Origin of the sequence: Horticoccus luteus, from assembly GCF_019464535.1 — a bacterium.
In the GTDB taxonomy this organism is placed as follows: Bacteria; Verrucomicrobiota; Verrucomicrobiia; order Opitutales; family Opitutaceae; genus Horticoccus; species Horticoccus luteus.
In genome coordinates this window covers 35,163-55,763 of record NZ_CP080507.1, presented here as the reverse complement: position 1 = coordinate 55,763, position 20,601 = coordinate 35,163, and the positions used below count along the sequence as shown (strand labels likewise).

The following is a 20,601-nucleotide window of genomic DNA, read 5'->3' as shown; positions in this document are numbered from 1 at the left end:
AACCCATCACCGCGCTCCCCGCGCGCACCGTTCCCCGCGAAGCGCAACGCCGTCAGTTCCTTACGGGGTACGCCTCCGCCGCGCCGTGCGTGCTCTGCCGGTCAACCCGCACCTTGCGCCTGACTATCTGGCGCGTGATTCGCATCGTCCGCGGCCTCTCTTCCAGCAACCGAGGAACGTCCGCCCGGCACCGTGGCCTGCCCCACGCCTGCCTCCGGCTGCGCCAGCAACAAGCCTCCCGGCGGGCCGCCGATCTCCGTGCGAAACCGCGGCAGGCTGTTCGGATGGTTTTTCTGCACATAGGCGATGAGCTGTTCGCGGATCGCGCACCGCAAATCCCAGCCCTTCGACGAATCCGCCGTCGTCGCCAGCACGCGGAGCTGCATCGTCTTCTCCGTCGCGTCCGACACCTGCAGATTCCAAAAACGTTTATCCCACAGCGGATGCGGTTCGATGATCTTTTTGAGCGCCGCACGCACCTCATCCAGCGGCAGGGTGAAATCCACCCACAGATACACCGACCCCAGCAATTGCGCCGAGGCGCGCGTCCAGTTTTGAAACGGCTTCTCAATGAAATAACTTAACGGCACCACCAGCCGCCGATCGTCCCAGATGTGCACAATCACGTAGGTCAACGTGATCTCCTCCACCCGTCCCCACTCGTTCTCTACAATGACGACGTCGTCCAACCGGATCGGCTGCGTCATCGCGATCTGGAAGCCCGCGAACAAATTGGAAATCGTCTTCTGCGCCGCGAAACCGATCACGATGCCGATCACGCCGGCCGACGCCAGGATGCTCGCCCCGAACTGCCGCACTTCCGCAAACAACATCAGCACCGAGGCGATCGTGAACAACGCGATGATGGCGTAGGCCACTTTGCTGATCACGTGGACCTGCGTGTAAATTTTCCGCGCGCGCAAATTGTCGGAGACCTTCACGTCGAACTTCGTCAACACCGCCTTTTCGCCCAGGTTGACCGACTGAAAAAGAATCACCGCCACTGCCACGATCAGCAGAATGCTCGTCCCCTTCCCGAGGATGCCCGCGTAATCCGGCGGCAGGTTGAGCAGCGGCAGCGCAAAGATGATCCCGAGCACCGGCAGCAACACGCGCAGACACTTGCCGAGCAACGGCACAAACAAATCATCGAACCGGCTGTCCGAGCGCGCCGCCCACACCATCAACCGCGCCTCCAGCACCCGCGTGAACCGGAAGAACGCCCAAAACAACACGGCGAACACCGCGAGGTTAAACGCCTTGTCGAAGCCCTCCCGCAGCACCGATGTGTTCTCATCCGGCTTTCCTTTCACCAACAGCGGGGTGGCCGCGAAATAGATCCCGTAAATCCAGATCAACGCATACAACGGCTTCCCCAGCGCGTGAAAAACGTGATGGGAAATCTTCTCTCCCTCCGGCGCCTGCGCCGTCTTGTGCAACTTGCCTCGCACATAGCCCAGCGCGACCAGGTTCACGAACAATACCAACACCACAAAACACAACGCGACGCCCACGTCGGCCCACGTCACCGCACCGAAAATCCGCTGGTCCGCGCCGGGGCCGAACCAATGCTTCAGCCACCCGCTCATGTGCTCCGTCACCGAAGTGGAAAATCGGTCCAGAAAGTTTTTCCCTGTCAGGCTGGTATTCATCGCGTTATCGTTGAGTTCGTGATTTCGACCGGTCAGCGGTCCTCGCCATGGTATCCCCGGCCGGGCATTCGTTCAACCCGCTCGCCCGGGTTCGTCCCGCCCTGCGCCCGGAAATTCCGTGACCAACGCCCGTCGCGCCGGTCGCAACATCCGTGATGCGTCTCGCCCCTTCACTTTTCCCACTCGTGCTTCTTGTCGTGCCGCTCGCCTTCGCCGAGCCGCAGCCGGAGCCCGCGCCCGCGTCCACCGCCCCGGCATCCTCGTCGTCCACCCCCGCCGCCCCGCCCGCGGAAACGTCCGCCCAGAACCCCGTGACCCCCGACGATCTCTACGACATCGGCCAGTCCCTCTTCGAACAATTCGCTCCGGCCGACATCAAGGAACAATACGCGTTTCCCTCGAAGGCGCAGTGGGACGGCTTTGTCGGCAATCTCGAACACGCCCTCGAGTCCGACAGCCTCGCCGATCTCGCGCGCTACGAGCCCCAAACGCTGCACGCCCTCGCCGCCCTCCGCACCTCACCCGACGGCCCGGAATACACCGACTGGCTCAAGGAACGCCTCGATTACATCCAGGCCGCGAAGGAACTCAGCGATACCGCCACCACTCCCGCCGCCCCCTCGCCCTCCGCCGAGCCAGCACCCACCCCGCCCACCGCCACAGCGCCCGCCTCCCCGACAACTCCGCCCGCGCCGTCTTCCACCGCCGCCACTCAACCAGCCGTGCCGCACTACGACCTGTGGTTGAAACGCGTGCAAAACCGTCCCGCGCCCGCCGACGCCGAGGAACTCATGCCGCGCCTGCGCGCTGCGTTTCTCGCTGAAGGTGTGCCGCCCGAGCTCGCCTGGCTCGCCGAAGTCGAGTCCACGCTCAACCCCGCCGCCTGCAGTCCCGCCGGCGCCCGCGGGTTGTTTCAAATGATGCCCGCCACCGCGAAGCACCTCGGCCTCAGCACCTTTCTCCCCGACGAACGCACCGACCCCGAAAAATCCGCCCACGCCGCCGCGCGTTATCTCAAAACGCTGCACGCCCGCTTCGGCACCTGGCCCCTCGCCCTCGCCGCCTACAACGCCGGCGAAGGCCGCGTCGCCCGCGCCCTCGCCGCGCAACACGGCGACACCTTCGCGCAAATCGCCGCCCAGCTTCCCGCCGAAACGCGCATGTATGTGCCCAAAGTTTGCGCGCTCGTCGCCATCCGCACCGGCACGCCCGCCAACGAGCTCCCGCCTCCTCGCGCCTGAGCATTTCCTCGCGCCCGCGATCCGCGCCGCGCCCGCTCTTCGCGACAAACCTTATCCGCCGCCACCTCAACGGTGCGCCGTGCGCTCCGCGCGCGGCTCCTCCGCACCGCCGACCGCCCGCGCCACCCCCGCGGATTTCGATTCGCCAGCCGCCGCGCGCTCCCTTGTCGTAACGCCATGGGATTTTTCGACCGCTTTCGCGCCCAACCCGCTCGCACCGACGCCACTCTGCCTCCGTCGCCGCCCTCGCCCCTCGCCCCGGACACTGCGCCATCCGCTCAACCCGCCGCCCCCGCGTCGCCCGCCACATCCGGTGGCGTCAAGCCCCTGCTCCTCGCCGCGCGCGAAAAACTCGAAGCCCGCGATCTTCCCGCCGCCCTCGCGCTTTACGAACAGGTGCTCGCCGAAGCGGGCGATCGCGCCGACGTTCTCGTCACGATTTCCGGCGACCTCGGCGTCAACGGCTACCTCCGTGAAATCATCGACCTCGTGGCGCCGCGTTACGATGCGCACCGTCACGGGCCCGCCACGGGCGTCAATCTCGTGCAAGCCTATCTCGCCCTCCGCGAACCCGACGCCGCCCAGCACGTCCTCGATCTCCTTTTCGCGCTCAACCGTCCTGAACTCGAGGATCGCCTCCACGGTTTTTCCAACGCCATCGCGGAGCTGCTCCTCTCCCGCCAATCGCCCCTCGCCGGCGCACCACCCGCGCCGCCCTCCTCGCCCGCTGACGATGCATCCGCAGCCGAGACCGCCGACGAAACCGAAACTCCCTCACCCGCCGAACCGGCCAAAATCGACCTCGTCACGCTCAGCAAACCCATCTGGTTCTACGGCCTCGAAGCCCTCGCGCCGCGCATCCTCCCGCCCAAGGAAGGCCGCCTTCGCCGCATCGCCTTCGCCCAACTCGCCGCGCTGCCTGCCGCCGGCGAAAACGACGCCCCCGCCGACGTCGCCCGCCTCGCCCGCGCCGTGCCCACGTGGCTCGCCGAAACATTTTATTTTTCGCCCCACTACGCGCCCATCGCCATCGTCGGCACGCTCAACGACCCCTCGCGCGGCCGCCGCCTCGCCGAATTCCCCGCCGAATGGAGCTCCGACAACCTCCGCCAGCTCATCGACACGCACAGCGAACCCCTCGACTACGTCGTCACCGGCGCCGTGCGCGCCGTCGCGGGCGATTACGAACTCAGCCTGCGCGTGTGGGAGGTGAAGAAATTCCGCGAACGTAAACAATTCGTCGCCCGCTGGACGCCCGCCACCGCCGACGCCGAACTCGCCCAACTCCACGAAACCATCCGCGCCTTCATGGAATGGTCCGCCGACACCCGCGCGCTCGCTTACACGCCGCCCCCCGCCGCCCAACCCTGGCTCGAACTGCACGACGCTTCCCTCGCCGCGTTTCTCGCCGACAAGGGATTGCTCGCCCGCGATAACATTCCCGCCACCGACGCGCCCGCCGCCAACCGCGCGCCACTCGTCGCCGCCGCGACACCCCTCGCGTCCCTCGCCTGGCTCACCCTCACCGCCCGCGAAAATCGCCTCGGCGTCCCGGTCCCCCGCGTCCCTCTTTCTCCCGATCCACTCGTCACCGACGCCGCCGCCGCGCTCGGTTTATAAAACGCCTGCCGCCTGTCCGCCTCTCGCAAAAACAAAACCCTCCTGCGCCGCCCACGCCTTTCAACTCCCCACCCACCATGCGCCTCTCTGCATTCGTCGCTCTGCTTATTGCCTTGCTGCCCGCTCTCACCCGCGCCGCCGAAGGCGACATCGTGAAACTCGGCCAGATCGCGCCGACCTTCACCGCCACCACCGCGCAAGGCAGCCACGTCGACCTCGCCGGCAGCAAGGGCCAGGTGGTGTTGCTGAATTTCTTCGCGACGTGGTGCCCACCCTGCAAAACGGAAATGCCCGCCCTCGAGTCGCAAGTCTGGGCGCCCTTTCAAAGTCGCGGCCTCGTGATGTTCGCCATTGGCCGCGAGCATTCCGTCGCCGAAGTCGCCGCCTATAAAAAGGCGAACCATCTCACCTTCGAGTTCCTCGCGGACCCCGATCGCTCCATCTACGCAAAGTATGCGACCGAGTATATTCCCCGCTGCTATCTCATCGGCCGCGACGGCCAGGTAAAATTCGCCACCATCGGCTACGAACCCGCCGAGTTCGCCCAACTCATCGCCGCCATCGACCGCGAACTCGGCCATTGATAATCGTTTCATTCCCCTCTCGCCTCTGCCCTTCGGCAATCCGTCAGCAGCAAGACAGCGGTCTACTTGACGTTCGTTACGCATTTCCTCACACCGCTCCAAAGAGATGGATACCCTGCTAATCTCCTGCCTCGCCGGGCTTGCAATGATGGTGGTGGAGCGAGTGGTGCCTGGCACGCGATTGCCCAAAGTGCCAGGCTGGCTCTGGCGGGCTGTCGCGCTCAACCTCGGCCAGATCGCCGTCGTGATCGTCGCCGGACGCACATGGAACCACTGGCTTCAAGGCTTCTCGCTGCTGCACGCCACCCGCTGGCCCGACTGGATAGCCGCGCTTTGTGCATATCTTTTTTCCACGCTCGTTTTCTATTGGTGGCACCGTATTCGCCACGAGTCGCCTTTCTGGTGGCGGTTCGCCCATCAAATCCACCATTCGGCCGCCCGCCTCGAAATCCTCACCTCGTTCTATAAACACCCGTTCGAGATTCTCGTAAATTCGATCCTCAGCGCGTTGATCGTTTACCCGTTGATGGGCTGCTCGACCGTCCAAGGCGCTTACTACACGCTGCTCATCGCCGTCGGAGAAATGTTTTATCATTGGAATATCCACACGCCGCGCTGGATCGGTCATTTTTTCCAACGCCCCGAGTCGCACCGCATTCACCATCAGCGCGATCGCCACGCCAAAAACTATTCCGATCTGCCGGTGTGGGATAAACTGTGGGGCACTTTTTCCAATCCGACCAACGGCGATAAAATCGCCTGCGGCTTCCGCGACCAACGCGAAGTGCAACTGCGCCCCTTGCTCGCCGCGCGCGAAGTGGATATCGCCCGCCTGTCGGAGCCGCTGGAGTTTCGTCCGTGGTGCCTCGGCTGCGGCAAACGCAGCCGCTGCGAACGCGCCCTCGAGTCCGCGACCGCCGCCGCCTCTCGCCGCGAGTGAGCCTTCCCGCCCGCCGGCGGCCTTACTCCTTCGTCGCCAGCTTCGAGTAATCGCAGCCGATGAAAATCCCCTCCGGGCCGGTGAACTTCTTTTGGTATTCTTCGCGCGGCACGACCTGCGTCGCCGCACTCCGGTAGTGAAATTGCAGCGCGCGGCGGCGGAGCGGCGATTGATTCGCCGGCGTCTCGTGCGGCAGCAGGCCGTCGAAGAGCAGCACCCCACCCGGCGGCAGCTCGATCGCGACCGCCTCGGCCGGATCGATCTCCGCCGTCGTGATTTCGCAGTCCACGCGACTCCACTCGTGCTTCCGCGGCCCGCGCCGATGTCCGCCCGGGATCACGTGCATGCAACCGTTCGCCACGATCGCCCGGTCGAGCGCGATCCACACGCCCGCCACTCCGTCGAACCGGTTCACCGCAAAATACGCCAAATCCTGATGCCACGGCTTTTCCGCCCCGCCGCCCGCCGGCTTGCACAACGCCATGCTCGAATACGCCGCGTAGTCCTCGCCCAGCACCGCCCCCAGCAGCGCGCGCAACTTCGGGTGCCGGTGCGCCAGATAATCGTAGATCGGCAGCTCCATGTCGTAGGACTGAAACTTCCGGATGTTATCCGCCAGCTCGTCCAACCGGTCCGCCCGCGCCTCGTAACCACCCTCGACCTGAAAATGGAAATCCGACGTGCGGCTTTTGAACAACATCCCCCGCCCGTTCTTGATCGCCTTCCCATAACTCCCCTCGCGATCGCCGCCGCCCACGTGCTCCGTCAATGCATCGTTAAACGCGTATTTGCGCACGAGCTGGTTGATGCCGTCCGACGCCTCCGCCACCTCCTCCGCCGTCAGCGCCGACGCAAACGCCAGATAACCGTCCTCGCGATAACGCTCGATCATCGCGGCGTCGGGACGCTCAGGCAACACGGGGTAAATGTTCGGCGCACGGGGGTTCATTGCCCGCCACCGTAGCAGAGCGGCGGCAAATTGGAAATCGCATTGGCGCCCCGGCGAATCTGACCGCGCGCGAGTCCGAACGCATCGCCCCGGGGAAACTTGTACGCGTCGTCCGCGATCGCGGTGCGTGGACAGACTGACGGGCGGACAGACTGCTGGGTGGACTGACTGGTGGGTGGGCCGTGTGCTCCGCCGCGCGGCTCACGCACCGCATCGCTCGACCAGCCACCGCGCGCGGAGCGCACGATCCACCTGATCCAGTTCAGAATGCGTCTGCGCGCTTCATCAACGCGCGTCCCGCGTGTGCCCACCCCTGCGCTCCATCCATCGTCGCCCGCATCCCTCAACGCCCCGCGACCGCCTCCCTCTCACCGCCGCGCCGGCGCAACGGTCGCCGCGTAATCCACCAAGCCCGCCACCAAGGTCTCGGCGAGCCGTTGCCGATAGGCCTCCGTGCCGATCTTTTTCGCCTCGGTCGCACTCGTGAGAAACCCGCACTCCACCAGCACTCCCGGGCAATGCAGCGGCCGCAGGACACTCCAGTGCGCCTGTTTTTTTCCGCGATCGAAGGTCTTCAAATCCTTGCTCATCCGGTTCTGCAGCGCATGCGCCAGCACGCTGTTCCAGTAGTCGCAACGGTTGCCCGGCGAGGCCTCATCCTCCCGATCATCCGCCTTGCCCGGACTCCACGAATCCGTCGAACGCTGGCCCACCGGTGCAAACGTGAAAATTTCCAAGCCCGATGTCTTCGTGTCCTTCGGCAGCGCGTTGAAATGGATGCTTACAAACACATCCGCGTGACTCGTGTTGGCGATGACCGCGCGCTCCGGCAGACTCACAAAAGCATCCTCCGTGCGCGTCAGCACCACGCGAAACCCCGCCGCTTCGAGCAACGGTTTCGCCCGCCGCGCCACGTCGAGCGCATAGGTTTTCTCATAAGTGCTCGTGCCGTGGTCGCGCCCGCCATGCCCCGGATCAAGCACGATCACCCGCGGCCGCGCCAGCCGCGCCACGCCCGCACCCGGACGCAGCAACGGCGCCAGGTTTTTTTCGAAGTCCGTCCGGCTCACAAATAATTTCCCATGGCCGCTCAACACCGGTTGCCCCAGAAAAACGCGCATCCCGTTGATCACGGTTTCGCGCGCGTTCGGCGCGAGCTCCGCCTCCGCGCCCTCGCCCGACAGCACCACGCGCGAGCCCGCCGCATTCCACGCCCACTTGAGCCCCAGCGCTTCCGCCACCGACGCCAGGTCCACGTAATCGACTCCATTCAACGTCTTGCCGGCGATTTGCCACGCCACCGCCCCGCCGGCCGCCGCCCGCGCCGGTCGTTGCGGCGTCGCCCGCGAGATGGACTCTCCCGCCCACGTCGTCGCCGCAGCGCTCACGCCGAGGGCCAACACCACGCAAAATAGCCGGACCGCAACCATGCCGCGCAACCTAGCCCGCCTCTCGCCCGCATCCAGCCCGAAGTCACTCCGCGGCGCGCGGCAACGCCGTTCTTTCCGCGAACGAATCTCCGGCCAGCAAAAATCATCGTCTCGCAACCGTGCCAGCCAAACAAAGTTCGCTTCGTTCGCACCTCGGTCCTTTCCCATCGATCCGCCGTCCACCCCGCCCAAATCCTCGCGCTCTCCCTCCGCCTCTGTGTCCGAGTTCCGTCCCCTCCGTGACAAATGCTCGTCACGTTCGATCCCGTTTGGCGCGTCGCGCTCGTCGCCACCCAGCGTTGCCAACCGCCGCGTCTCGCTCATAACCCGCGCATGCCCGCATCGCCCCTGCGCCGCCTCTCCGGCCAGATCGTCGACGTCCACGCCCGTCGCACTTATCCCGGCACCGTCGAATGGCGCGCCGGCCGCATCACGCGCCTCGTTGCCGACCCGGCCGTTCGCGAACGCCACCTCATCCTCCCCGGCTTCGTCGATGCGCACATCCACATCGAAAGCTCCCTCCTGCCACCCGCCGAGTTCGCGCGCCTCGCCGTCGTCCACGGCACCGTCGCCACCGTCTCCGACCCGCACGAAATCGCCAACGTCCTCGGCCCGCGCGGTGTCGTTTACATGATCCGCGATGGGCAACGCACGCCCTTCAAGTTCAACTTCGGCGCGCCTTCGTGCGTGCCCGCCACCACCTTCGAAACCGCCGGCGCCACGCTCGATGCCGCTGCGGTTTCCCGCCTCCTCGCGCGGCGCGACATCCGCTACCTCGCCGAGGTGATGAACTTCCCCGGCGTCCTCGCCGGCGATCCTTCGCTCCGCGCGATGATCGCCGCCGCTCACGCCCGCGGGAAACAAATCGACGGCCACGCGCCCGGCCTGCGGGGCGCGCAAGCCGCCGCCTATGCCGCCGCCGGGCCGACCACCGACCACGAGTGTTTCACCCTCGAAGAAGCCCACGACAAACTCGCCGCCGGCATGAAGATCCTCATCCGCGAAGGCTCCGCCGCGCGCAACTTCGCCGCCCTTGCGCCGCTCCTGCGCACGCACCCCGACCGCGTGATGTTCTGCTGCGACGATCTCCACCCCGACCTCCTCATCCGCCGCCACCTCGACGAACACGTCCGCCGCGCGCTCGCCACCGGCGCCGATCGTTTCGACGTGCTCCGCTGCGCCAGCGTCAACCCCGTCGAGCACTACGACCTCGACGTCGGCCTGTTGCGCGCCGGCGATCCCGCCGACTTCATCGTCGTGGACAACTGGCGCTCGTTCCGCGTCCGCCGCACTTACCTGCGCGGCGAACTCGTCGCCGCCGCCGGCCGCTCGCGCCTCCCGCGCCAACCCTCTGCGACGCCGAATCAGTTTCGCGCCCGCGCGCGCACCGCCGCCGATTTCGCCGTGCCCGCCGCCGCCGGCACGACGTTGAACATCATCGAAGCCATTAACGGCCAGCTCATCTCCCGTCATCTCCGCGAACCCGCCCGCGTCGTCGCCGGCCACGCCGTCACCGACCTCCCGCGCGACCTCCTCAAAATCGCCGTCGTCAACCGCTACACGCCGCGCGCTCCCCTCGCGATCGGCTTCATCCGCGGCTTCGGCCTCCGCGCCGGCGCCCTCGCCTCCTCGGTCGCCCACGACTCGCACAACATCGTGGCGGTCGGCGCGGACGACGCCTCGCTCGCCGCCGCCGTCAACCTCGTCATCGCCCACCGCGGCGGCCTCAGCGTCGTCGGCCGCGGGCGCCGTGCCGTGCTGCCGCTGCCGATCGCCGGGCTCATGTCCGACCGCGACGGCCGCACCGTGGCGCGCCGCTACACCGCGCTCGATCACCTCGCGAAACGCCTCGGCTCAAAACTCGACGCTCCCTTCATGACGCTCTCCTTCATGGCGCTCCTCGTGATCCCCGATCTGAAACTCAGCGACCGCGGCCTCTTCTCCGCTACCCGTTGGAATTTCGTTCCACCCACCGAGCCGCTCTGAAACGCGTTCGCGCGGAGCGCCATCCGCACCCGTCGGCGCATCACTCCACCGGCCGAATGAGTGCGCTCAAATCCTTGGCCAGCCTGTCCCGACCGCCGCGGCCGGCGATCGCGTAGGAAAAAAGCTGCGCCGGTTGATCCTGGCGGGCCTCCCGCACATCGCGCCATTGGTCGCGCCACCACCCCATCCAGCCCCCGCCGCGGCTTTGCAGCGGCCCGCCCCGCCCCGGATCCCACAACGCGAACGCCACCAGCAGAGTATCGTCCATGCGCCGGAAAATATACGTATGAAACGGGATTTCACCGTGCGCCCACGACACGTTGATCACGCCCAATTCCTCTTCCAACTCACAACCGGAGTAAGGCAGGCAAATCGTCGGGTTATGCAAAAATGGCGCCGAGCGCGCCACCTGACCCGTGCGCCACACGATATAATTTGCGCTGCGCTCCGCTTGATCGCGTTCGCGCCACGACGCCGATGCAAACACGTCCGGCCGCAGCATCTCCCGCGCGCTCTCGCCTAAAGGCACGTGCCGCAACGTCGGATTCGCCTCCGGAAAACGCACCGTCCATTGCGGCACCGTCGTGCGCCACCGCGCCTTGCCCCGCGCATACCAGGCACGCGTGCCCGCCTCGATCCCGCCCAACACCACCACCGCCGTCACCATCCAGATGAGTATCCCCGTCGGCACACTCTTGCTCACGACCGGCGCCGGAGGCTGTGCCTTCATCGTCGCCGCACCCGGCTTCCCAGCCTCCGCCTTGCGCCCGGCACGCGAGCGACACCGCCAGCCCACCAACCCCGTCACCACGAGCGAAAAGCCCAACGCGACCCAGCCCGCGCCGTCGTGCCAGCGCGCCAAATCCCCACTCTCGGCCCGCCACGACAGGAAGAGCACGCGCCCGAAATTACCCACGACTGCCGCCATCCCCCCCGCCGCGATCAATACCACCCGCCGCCGCCACGGCAGACGCAGCCACTCGCCAAAAAACAACGCCGTCATCACCGCCGCTTGCAGCGAACGAATGCCACCACACGCCTCGTCGATGCCCACCCACCCGCCAGCCAGCCGCACACTTGTGCCCGCCGCCAACGCCGGATGGCCCGCGAGGTTGCTGATCTCCGCCACGAGCGATGCGATCGCCTCGCGAACCGGCAGAATCAGCGCGCGTTCCACGGCCCCCGGCCACGGCAACACCGCGATCAACACCAGCAAGGGCCCACCCAGCCAGCGCACGCCCGCCGCGCCCGCCACCTGCGCCGCCGCCACCAGTGCCAGCCCGATCAACAGCGCCGTATAAACAATCACCGCCACCGGCCAGAGCGGATAAGGCGTGAGCAGCAAGCGCAGCGCCAACGCCACCATCAGGCACACTCCCAACGCCACCCAGCTCCCCGCACCCACCGCCCGCGCCGCCCTCAAGCCCGGCCGCTGCGGCCAGCGCTCCCACCACAAATACGCGATCAACATCGGCGCCGCCCACCCGTGCCCCAGATCGGGCGCCAAAGCCCATGCGCGCGACAACGGCCCCAGCAGCAACGCGGCCGCTGCGAGTGCGACCAGCCACAACACCCTGCCCGCAAAAGCCGGATCCGCCTGACGCACGCCACTCATGAGCTCGCCCGGGATTGCCCCTGACTCCGCCGCATTCTCCGCCGCCGCTCCATGGCCGCACTCAGGGCTTCGCCGACGGCTCGGGTGAAGTCGCCACCGGCGTCTTCTCCGTTTTGGTCGGCTTGTCGCTCGCTGACGTCTTCGCCGGCGCCGGCCGATTCACCGCGGCGCGCCCCTGCGAAAACAACGCGGTTTCTTCCGGCAACAAATTCGTCAGGTCCGCTTGCCGGCTGGCGTATTTACCAAACGCCTCCTTTTGCCGGCCCACGCCGTAGATATACGCGAGATACGGTGCCCGCGCGGGCAGCGCGAGGGCGTCCGCCGACAATTTTCCCGTCACCGCGAGCGCCTCGTCTGCCTTGTCTGATTGCGCCAGCGCGAAGGCATAACCGGTCGCATACGAGGCGTTGTTCGGCTCCCCCGCGTAGAGCGTGCGCATGGTTTCCTTCGGCGACGTCCAATTCGCACTGGGCGAGCAAAGCAGCGACAACAACGCCCAGTCGTATTTATAGCGCGGCATCGTCGGGTCGGATCCGCGCAACGAATCCATCAACTGGCGCATGCCGCTGGTATCCTTTTGCTCCCGGTAATGACTAAAAAGCGCCTGCGAGGCCCACCCCTCGTTCGGATGCCCCTTCACGATCGCCCACAAGGTGCGCTCGACCGGCGCATCCCACCGCCAAAGAGTCGCCAGCCGGTAAAGCACGTTCAGCTCAGTCAGCGAATTGCCCGTCGCCGCCAGCGCTTCATCCCACACCTTGCGTTGCAGCTCCGCATTTTGACGCGCCCCGGCCACCCGCGCCGTGAATGCCAGGCCGACCGCGTCGTGGTCCACTTTGCCCCACGCCCCGGACTCGATCATCTGCTGCAGGCCGTCCCAATTTTCTGCCGCCGCCAGCGCGTTGGCCTGCGCCGCCACCACCGCAGGATCAGCCCGCAGCGCCGCCGGCAAACCCTCGATCCACGCCGGCACCCGCGCCGCCTCGCCGACCACGATCAACCACCGCACCGCCGCCGCCGCATCCGCGGCCGTGCCTTGCGCGTGCGGGACCACTTCGGCCCAGACGTCGCCGAACGGGCGTCGCTCGAAATTCAGTTCGATATTCGCGAGGTGCAGACGGTCCTCCAACGTCGAGCGCGGATCTGCAACCGCCCGTTTCGCCTGCTGCGCCGCCTCCTGGGCGTCATGGCGGGCCATGGCCTCGACCGTCATTTCGCGGTGAATGAAAAGACTGTTGCGCGGGTCCTTGGCCAACACCTCCAACTCCTGTCGCGCCGCGATCACGGTGGCAGGTTGCGGACTCTGCAGCCGCAGCAACGCGTGCATCACCTTGAGGTTTCCATTTGTCGGTTCCGCCTTCTGCAACCGATCATACAGCAGGTCGGCGATGGGTTTATTATTCGTCGCCAACGCAAAGCTCAGCGCCGCCTTCAACGCCGCCGGCTGCTCCGCCTGCTCCGGTGTCATTTCGCTCAGCGCATCGCGCGCGGCGTTCAGATCGTGAAACCGCAACGCGCTGGCGACCAACGCCGCCCGATCCTCGACCGAACCGGGCGCCATTTGCACCAGCCGGCGGCGCAACGGCATCACCTGCGGCAGGCCCACGGAATCCAGCAAATCGGCGGCCACCCGCAAGGCGTCCGGATCGCCCGGCACCGCCTCCAGCGCGACATCCAGCGCCAGTTTCGCGCTCGTGAAATTTTTCTGCGCCAGAAAATCCCGCGCCTGCGTAAGCGCGCGCCGCTGTTTCCAATGATGGTAACGCGTGACCGCCGGCCGGTAGCTCCACCAACCGCCGGCCACGAGCAGAAGGAGTAACGCGCTGCCCGCGATACGCAGGGCTTTGACTCGCCGGGATTGCCGGCGGCCCGCCATCAGTTGCATCAAACCACGTCGGCGGACACGCCGACCGCTCGCCGGCGCTGACGAATCTGCCAACCTACCAAACCGCTCACGAACAAACCGGCCAAAACCACCGCCGTCGTCCCCGCCTCGGGCACGGGCGATAGCGACGAAGGCCCGGCGGAAAAGAGCAGGTCGTAGTTCCCTGCGTAGTTTCCGCTGGCGTTGGTGGTCAGTTGGCTTCCGTCAGTGACGCTGGGATCCAAGATGAACGTTCCGCCATCTGCATAAAGACTGGAAGAAAGGGCGAGCCCGGGGGCATACACTCCCCCGGGAACTCCTGTCATCGACCCATAAAAACTGATGGCATAGGTGGCGGACGGAGTGAGGCCGCTCGCCACGGAGCTCAAATCCAAGGTCGCATCGAAATAGTTATACACACCGCTGTAGATGGCGGCGTGCTGCCAGGCCGCGCCAGCATCAATGTCCAATGTCCCCTGCGCCAGAGCGGTCCCCGTGGCCAGTCCCGTGATCGGATTCCACTCGCTGAAATAGTAATTTAACGTCGAAGCCGAGAAGTCGTTCGAACCGGCCAGTAAGCGGAACGTCAGCGATTCGATCTGGCTGACTTGTGAGAACGTCTGCGTAAACGTGAAGTTTTCCGGATAAAAGCTGGCCTGACTCGCTCCCAGCGTGTCCGCCGTCAGCACCTGAGCGCGGCCGACGCCCGTCAATGCGAGCGAAGCGATAAAAAGCAGAACTCCGCAGCGGGATGGGGATGACATGGAACGGCGAAACATGGGGTGAATTGCCTAGAGATCGAGAAAAAAGCCTCACTGCCCGCAAGTCGCTGACCCAAAGCCTCTGTGCCTGCCGCAACGAACCATCGCGCGTCGCACGCCACGTTTTCGCGTTTCATCACGCCGACAGCGGCCGAACGCTACCGTCGCCGGTATTCCCGCCACCGCTCGCGCCCTTCGAAAAGCGGCATCGATTCTGGCACCACCTCTTCGCGGACGAGTTCGAATCGCGGCCGGAACAGCGCTTCTTCGTCCGCCGCGCTGAGTTGATAGGGCGGGCCGTCGCGTTCGTCGCCCGTGTAGAAAAATCCCACCAACCGCCCATCCGCGCGAAGCAATTCCGCCATGCGCGCCACATACGCCTCTCGTTGCCGGGGCGAAAGCGCGCAGAAAAACGTTCGCTCGTAAACGAGATCGAAGGTCCCCGCCGACAGTCCTCCTTGGAAAAAATCTCCCACGCGCACGCGCTCCCCGAGCCCCGGCCCGAGCAGACGCCGCGCGCGTTCCACCGCGACCGCCGAGAAGTCGATCGCGCTCACGTCCCAACCCGCCCGCGCCAACACCGCCACTTCGTAGCCGCGGCCGCAGCCCGGAATCAACGCGCGCCCCGGCCCCGCGTTTTCCGCGGCGAAACGCACCAGCCGCGGCGCGGCGCCGCCCGCGTCCCACGGCGTCCGCTCCGCCGCGTAACGCTGATCCCAAAACGCCGGCTCCCCCGGCAATGGCCCGTCGTTGCTCATCGGCCGATTGCGCTCCCGCTCCGTCGTGCCGTGCTCATAGGGTCACTTCCCGCCCGCCGTTCGCCCGACTCTCGTTCGCCGCCACGATAAACCGCACCAATTCGATCGTTTCCTCCGGATCGACCGGTGCCTGCCGCGTCCGCACAAACTCCAGCACCGCTTCCGCCAGACAGGTGAAAAAGCCTTTCGTCTCCGTTTGCACATTCACGTGCGCACTGTGTTTCTCGAAATGCACGAGCCCGTGAAATTCGTAGTTGCCCGTGCGATTGCCGCGCACCGTCCCGATCCGCCCGTCCGCCCACGTCGCCGTGACGAGATCGTAATGCTCCGTCGTCACGCAACGCACACTCCCACACCCGCGCCCCATCGTCGCGTAAAGCATCTCGACTGCGTGAATCCCATACCAAAAGAAACCCGGATTAGTCGGTTCAAGCGCCACCGGCCCATGAAAGTCCGCGCCTCTGACCGTGCGCTTGGTCTCCGCCGTCACCACCCGCGTCAGCGCACCCGTAAACCGCAGCGACGACGATGAGAACAACGGCACGTCATGCGCCTTCGCCGTCGCGAAAATCGCCCGCGCGTCCGCCTCCGTCAGCGCGAACGGCTTGTCGAGAAACACCGGCTTGCCCGGCCCCGCCGCCGCCACGCGCGCGAACTGCTCGCGATGCACCCGCCCGTCGAGCGACGTCAGCAAAATCGCATCGCTCGCCGCCACGACGTCCTCAATTGAGTCCGCGATCTCCACGCCAAATTTATCCCGCACCTCCGCCGTGTAGCCCGGCACGCGGCTGCGGCTCGACTCAAGATCCGGTGAACCTCCCGGCCACGCCGCCACCACGCGCGCGCCAGGAAGAAACTGCTTTCCCTCCGCGTTGTTAAACGTGTCGCTGAAAACGAGCACGTGCGACGTATCCAGGCCGATCAGGCCGAACTTGATGGGAGCACTCATGCGAAAAGGCGGATAAGTTGAGAAGGGGCGCGCACTCGCCGGCGCAAAGCAACGCGGCGCCCGCACTCAACGCCTCGCCTCGCCCCAGCGCCAGCGCAGAGTGAGCGGGCGTTTCGCATTCCAGTTAACGCCCGCCCTCCGTCGCGCTGACAATCAAGTTGAACCAGCCTCGACGCCGGGCGACAAAGCCCCCTCACCTATCCGCGCATGATCCGTCTCCCTCTTGTCATGGCCCTCATAGTCTCCGCCGCCTTCTCGCTTTCCGCGCAATCCGAGCCGACCGCGCCCCTAACCTCCACCGAGCCCTCCGCCGGCGCCACGCCCCTCCGGCTCGCCGCCGTCTCCCCCGCCGATCTCTCCGCGCTCGAACTCACCGCCGACCGCGGCACCGTCGCCGTCCTCCCTCTCACTGTTGGCGGGGTGCTCTCACCCCGCATTGCCGACGGAACGCCCGCCCCCTCCACTGTGGGCGGGGTGCCCTCACCCCGCGCCCCGGCCTCATCGTCGCCGCACCGCGTCGAATTCCTCGTCACCGCAAAACCTCCCGCCGCCGCCTCCGCCGCCGACGTCCTCGTCACGCTCCGCACGCCCGCTTGGGCGTTCACCGTCCGTGCGGGCGATGTCACCACCGAGTTTCCCGTTTTCCTGCCCGCGGAAGGCGTTGCCATCACCCTCGCCAGCGACCCGCGCGCCTACGCCCAAATCGCCGCCGCCACGCACGCCCGCGGCACGTTGACCAAACTCCAACGCTACGAACGCGAACCCGAGGAAAACTTTCCCGACGCCGCTACTCACACCCGCGAGCAAAAAGTCCAGACATGGCTCGGCCTCAGCCGCGACATGCGCATCTTCCGCATCGACCCCCGCGCCACCTCGATTCAGCCCACACGCAGCGGTTTCGACCTCAAGCTTCCCGAGACCAGCGATCAACAACCCATCTACCTCTTCAACGTCGGCCGCGGCTGGGGCCCCGCCGATCACATCACCCGCCGCCTCGACGACGGCGATCTCCCCATTCTCCACGCCGAGACCGTCGATGACGCGCTCGTCTACGACGTCACACTTTTCGCCAGCTACGAAAAATCCCCCTTCGACGCTGCTCACCTCCGCGGCACCCACTACCTCGTCGCCGACGCTTACAGCCACGGCCACATGTTCACCCCCGAGCAAAGCGCCGAGTTGGAGAAACTCCGTCCAACCGAGCTCGACCAGCCCGAGGAAACCGTCCTCTACGCGCGCGTCGTCGCGACCAACCGCGGCGCCACGCCCGCCTACGCGCTCTTTAAAAGCGTCTCGCCCACGCTCCCGCCCGTGATGAAGCCGCCCGCGTGGACTTTCGACCGCGCCACGGGCTTCGGCGTGTTTCCCACCGGCCGCGTCTTCGCGGTGTCGCGCACCGCCGACGGTCCGCTCGACCTGCCGGAGAAATCCGTCCTCCTCCAACCCGGCGCCAGCGTCACTTTCGACTTCTTCGTCCCCCACTCGCCGATCTCCGCCGCGCGCGCGGCGGCCCTGGCCACGCAGTCCTTCGACATGCGCCTCGCCGAAGCTCGGGCTTTCTGGCGCGGCAAGCTCGCCTCCGCCGCGCGCCTCCACCTGCCCGAACCGCGGATGGATGAAATGATGCGCGCCGGCCTGCTTCACCTAGATTTGATCAACTACGGCCTCGAGCCCCATGGCACCCTCGCCCCGACGATCGGTATCTACAGCCCCATCGGCTCCGAAAGCGCACCCATCATCCAGTTCATGGATTCGATGGGCTGGCACGAGACCGCCCGCCGCGCGATCAACTACTTCCTCGATAAGCAACACGCCGACGGCTTCATCCAGAACTTCAACGGCTATATGCTCGAAACCGGCGCCGCCCTCTGGACCATCGGCGAACACTATCGCTATACGCACGACGACACCTGGGCCCGCGCAGTCGCGCCGAAGGTGATCAAGTCCTGCGAGTTTCTCGCCGCGTGGCGCGCCCGCAACCGCACGGAAGCCCTTCGCGGCCACGGCTACGGCCTCCTCGAAGGCAAAGTCGCCGATCCCGACGATCCGTTTCACTCCTTCATGCTCAGCGGCTACGCCTACCTCGGCCTCGCCCGCGCCGCCGAAATGCTCGTCGCCATCGACCCCGCCGCCAGCGCCCGCTGGCGCGCGGAAGCCGACAGCCTGCGCGCCGACCTCCGCACCGCCCTCGCCGAATCGATGGCGCGTTCACCCGTCGTCCCGCTCGGCGACGGCACCTGGTCCCGCACCGCCCCGCCATGGACGGAAGACCGCGGCGTGATGATGCTGCACGTGGACGGCGCACCGGTGTTCACGCACGGCACGATGACCGCGCGCGACTCCCTCCTCGGACCGCTCTACCTCGCGTTCCAGGAAGTGCTCGCCCCCGACGAGCCCGTCACGACCGCGCTGCTGCACGTCAACAGCGAGCTGATGCTGGCCGACAACGTCGCGTTTTCCCAACCTTACTATAGCCGCCACCCGTGGGTTCATCTCCACCGCGGTGAAGTGAAGCCGTTCCTCAAAGCTTACTACAACGCCGTCGCCGCGCTCGCCGATCGCAGCACCTATACGTTCACCGAACACTTCTTCCCCGCGAGCGACCACAAGACGCACGAAGAAGCCTGGTTCCTGATGCAGACGCGCTGGATGCTTTACTTCGAAGACGGCGACACCCTGCACCTCCTCGCCACCGTGCCGCGCGACTATCTCGCCGACGGAAAAACAATCTCCGTGGAAAACGTGAGCAGCTATTTCGGCCCGCTCTCCTTCCGCGTCGACTCCGACCTCGCCCACGGCGTGATCCGCGCGCACGTCACGTGCGCCGGCCCCCGCCATCCGCGCGACGTCGAGTTCCGCCTCCCGCATCCCACCGGCGCCCGCGCAACGAGCGTCGAAGGCGGCACCTACGACGCCGCCCGCGAACTCGTCCGCCTGGAAAACTTCACCGGCGAAGCCGACGTGGTGTTACGCTTCCCCACAAAGTAGCAAGACCGAGCGCGCCGAGCCGAATGCGCCCTCGCGTCGCGCGCGGATAACGCCCCCCCGCGTGAGCTCGTTGCGCTTACTGCGGCCGGAGGCGGTTGATGGCAAAGACCGTCGCGGCGTGCCGGTTTTCCAACTGGAGTTTGGCGAGGATATACGAGACGTAATCCTGCACCGTGCCGAGGCTGAGTCCGAGCAGGGTCGCGATCTCCCGGTTCACCTTGCCCTCGGTCATCCAGAAGAGCACCTCGCTCTCGCGCGGCGAGAGGCCGAGATCCTGCAGGCGCCGGCGACATTTCAACTCGCGGCGGTCGGCCCACGGGTTTTCGTGCTGCCGCCACGCGAGGCGCAAATGCGGGCCGAACGCATCGAGCAGCACACAATCCTCCTTCGTGAAATCCGGCGCGCGACGACTGAAGGACAACGCCACGACGACGGAACGGTCGATCTTCACCGGCAGCACCAGGCTGTGAACGAGTCCCAGACGCTGGAGACACGTGCGGTAATACTCACTCGCCAGCCATTCCTCCTCGCCGATGACATCGGAAACGCGCAGCGCCCCGGCCTCGGGGTGGCGAAGGTAGTGGGCTCCGATGGGATGTTCGCCGGAATGCGCCGCGTAATAAGCGATCTCCTCGTCGGTATAAGGCGAGGGCGGCCTCATGTGCGTGAGGATGCGCTGCGACTTCGTATCGAGGACGTGGAAGACAATCACGTCCGCTGCGATCATCTCGCTCAGCCCCGTGACCACCGTCTCGCTAAACGCCGTGCGGCACCCCGAGGCATTCATTTCGAACACCGTGTGGAGTAATTGCTGCCAAGTGTTGGGGTCGATCGGCATCAGCGACGCGGCGCTTTTATATCAAAGTCGGCCGGCCGATTCAAAGCATCGGACGAAGGCCGTCAATCAAGCGCACCGGGTCAAGCACGGTTCTCAATTTCCACCGCCGAGCCCTTAATCCCCGCCGTCCCAATTCACGGGTTCGGTCAATTCGCCATGGACGGGCATAACCAACATCGCACTCCCTGCCTCAATGTCTCCCAATCGGTTTGTCGAAGTCGAGATTTCGCCGACTTCCGACCCTCGGCCGCCGCTTCGCTGAGGAGCTTGGCCACAGTCTTCACCCTGATCGCCGGCCTCCAAGCCGGGAGAAGATGGACCTGCCGCCAGTCGCTCGATCGATGGTCGCAGGTGAGCCTCTAGAAAAAAAGTCGAACGGCTGGCGGAGCGAGATCCGCCGGCAAACGGGCTCGCGAATATCGCGAG

At 66.1% G+C, this 20,601-nt stretch carries 15 protein-coding genes; 6 read left to right on the top strand and 9 right to left on the bottom strand.

Going from position 1 to position 20,601, the window contains the following annotated elements; translation table 11 throughout:
* Positions 1-101: 101 nt before the first annotated feature.
* Complete coding sequence (locus tag K0B96_RS00215) at positions 102-1,652, bottom strand: mechanosensitive ion channel family protein (protein WP_220162441.1); 1,551 nt, start codon at positions 1,650-1,652, stop codon at positions 102-104.
* Between the two features lie 155 nt (positions 1,653-1,807).
* Here K0B96_RS00215 and K0B96_RS00210 point away from each other — a divergent pair, with 155 nt between their 5' ends.
* The 4 genes from K0B96_RS00210 (at position 1,808) to K0B96_RS00195 (ending at position 6,037) form a co-directional block, all read left to right on the top strand.
* Positions 1,808-2,893 (top strand): lytic transglycosylase domain-containing protein, encoded by a 1,086-nt coding sequence (locus K0B96_RS00210; RefSeq protein ID WP_220162439.1) that lies wholly within the window; start codon positions 1,808-1,810, stop codon positions 2,891-2,893.
* Between the two features lie 177 nt (positions 2,894-3,070).
* Positions 3,071-4,513, top strand: a complete 1,443-nt coding sequence (locus tag K0B96_RS00205; protein ID WP_220162437.1) for a hypothetical protein — start codon at positions 3,071-3,073, stop codon at positions 4,511-4,513.
* A 77-nt stretch (positions 4,514-4,590) separates the two neighbouring features.
* Positions 4,591-5,097, top strand: a complete 507-nt coding sequence (locus K0B96_RS00200) for a peroxiredoxin family protein (protein WP_220162435.1) — start codon at positions 4,591-4,593, stop codon at positions 5,095-5,097.
* Between the two features lie 106 nt (positions 5,098-5,203).
* Positions 5,204-6,037: a sterol desaturase family protein gene (locus K0B96_RS00195; RefSeq protein ID WP_220162433.1), complete on the top strand. Its 834-nt coding sequence runs from the start codon at positions 5,204-5,206 to the stop codon at positions 6,035-6,037.
* 22 nt (positions 6,038-6,059) lie between these two features.
* On the opposite strand, the gene K0B96_RS00190 is transcribed toward K0B96_RS00195, so the two are convergent.
* Both K0B96_RS00190 and K0B96_RS00185 read right to left on the bottom strand, forming a co-directional pair.
* Positions 6,060-6,956, bottom strand: a complete 897-nt coding sequence (locus K0B96_RS00190; RefSeq protein WP_220162424.1) for a phytanoyl-CoA dioxygenase family protein — start codon at positions 6,954-6,956, stop codon at positions 6,060-6,062.
* Positions 6,957-7,354: 398 nt separating this feature from the next.
* On the bottom strand, positions 7,355-8,392 hold the full coding sequence (locus K0B96_RS00185) for an N-acetylmuramoyl-L-alanine amidase (protein ID WP_220162422.1): 1,038 nt from the start codon (positions 8,390-8,392) through the stop codon (positions 7,355-7,357).
* 357 nt (positions 8,393-8,749) lie between these two features.
* On the opposite strand from K0B96_RS00185, the gene ade reads away from it, so the two are divergent.
* A complete protein-coding gene (ade, locus tag K0B96_RS00180) occupies positions 8,750-10,402 on the top strand; it encodes an adenine deaminase (protein WP_220162420.1) in 1,653 nt (550 codons plus the stop codon).
* 40 nt (positions 10,403-10,442) lie between these two features.
* Here the strand turns inward: ade and K0B96_RS00175 are convergent, their stop codons facing one another.
* The 5 genes from K0B96_RS00175 to K0B96_RS00155 all read right to left on the bottom strand — a co-directional run bounded on the left by K0B96_RS00175 (position 10,443) and on the right by K0B96_RS00155 (position 16,349).
* A complete protein-coding gene (locus K0B96_RS00175; RefSeq protein ID WP_220162418.1) occupies positions 10,443-12,017 on the bottom strand; it encodes an exosortase/archaeosortase family protein in 1,575 nt (524 codons plus the stop codon).
* 61 nt (positions 12,018-12,078) lie between these two features.
* Positions 12,079-13,902, bottom strand: a complete 1,824-nt coding sequence (locus K0B96_RS00170) for a tetratricopeptide repeat protein (RefSeq protein ID WP_220162416.1) — start codon at positions 13,900-13,902, stop codon at positions 12,079-12,081.
* Positions 13,902-14,645 carry a hypothetical protein gene (locus K0B96_RS00165; RefSeq protein ID WP_220162414.1) on the bottom strand — a complete coding sequence of 248 codons (744 nt, stop codon included), beginning with the start codon at positions 14,643-14,645 and terminating at the stop codon, positions 13,902-13,904. The genes K0B96_RS00170 and K0B96_RS00165 overlap by 1 nt, the downstream gene beginning before the upstream one ends.
* Before the next feature lie 155 nt (positions 14,646-14,800).
* Entirely contained in the window at positions 14,801-15,400 is a 600-nt protein-coding gene (locus K0B96_RS00160; protein WP_220162412.1) for a methyltransferase domain-containing protein, read from the bottom strand.
* A 34-nt stretch (positions 15,401-15,434) separates the two neighbouring features.
* Entirely contained in the window at positions 15,435-16,349 is a 915-nt protein-coding gene (locus K0B96_RS00155; protein ID WP_220162410.1) for a Gfo/Idh/MocA family protein, read from the bottom strand.
* A gap of 228 nt (positions 16,350-16,577) precedes the next feature.
* On the opposite strand from K0B96_RS00155, the gene K0B96_RS00150 reads away from it, so the two are divergent.
* The gene (locus K0B96_RS00150; RefSeq protein WP_220162408.1) at positions 16,578-19,337 is read left to right on the top strand and encodes a hypothetical protein; all 2,760 of its coding nucleotides are present in this window, start codon (positions 16,578-16,580) and stop codon (positions 19,335-19,337) included.
* A gap of 76 nt (positions 19,338-19,413) precedes the next feature.
* On the opposite strand, the gene K0B96_RS00145 is transcribed toward K0B96_RS00150, so the two are convergent.
* On the bottom strand, positions 19,414-20,175 hold the full coding sequence (locus K0B96_RS00145; protein ID WP_220162406.1) for a helix-turn-helix transcriptional regulator: 762 nt from the start codon (positions 20,173-20,175) through the stop codon (positions 19,414-19,416).
* Positions 20,176-20,601 lie beyond the last annotated feature (426 nt).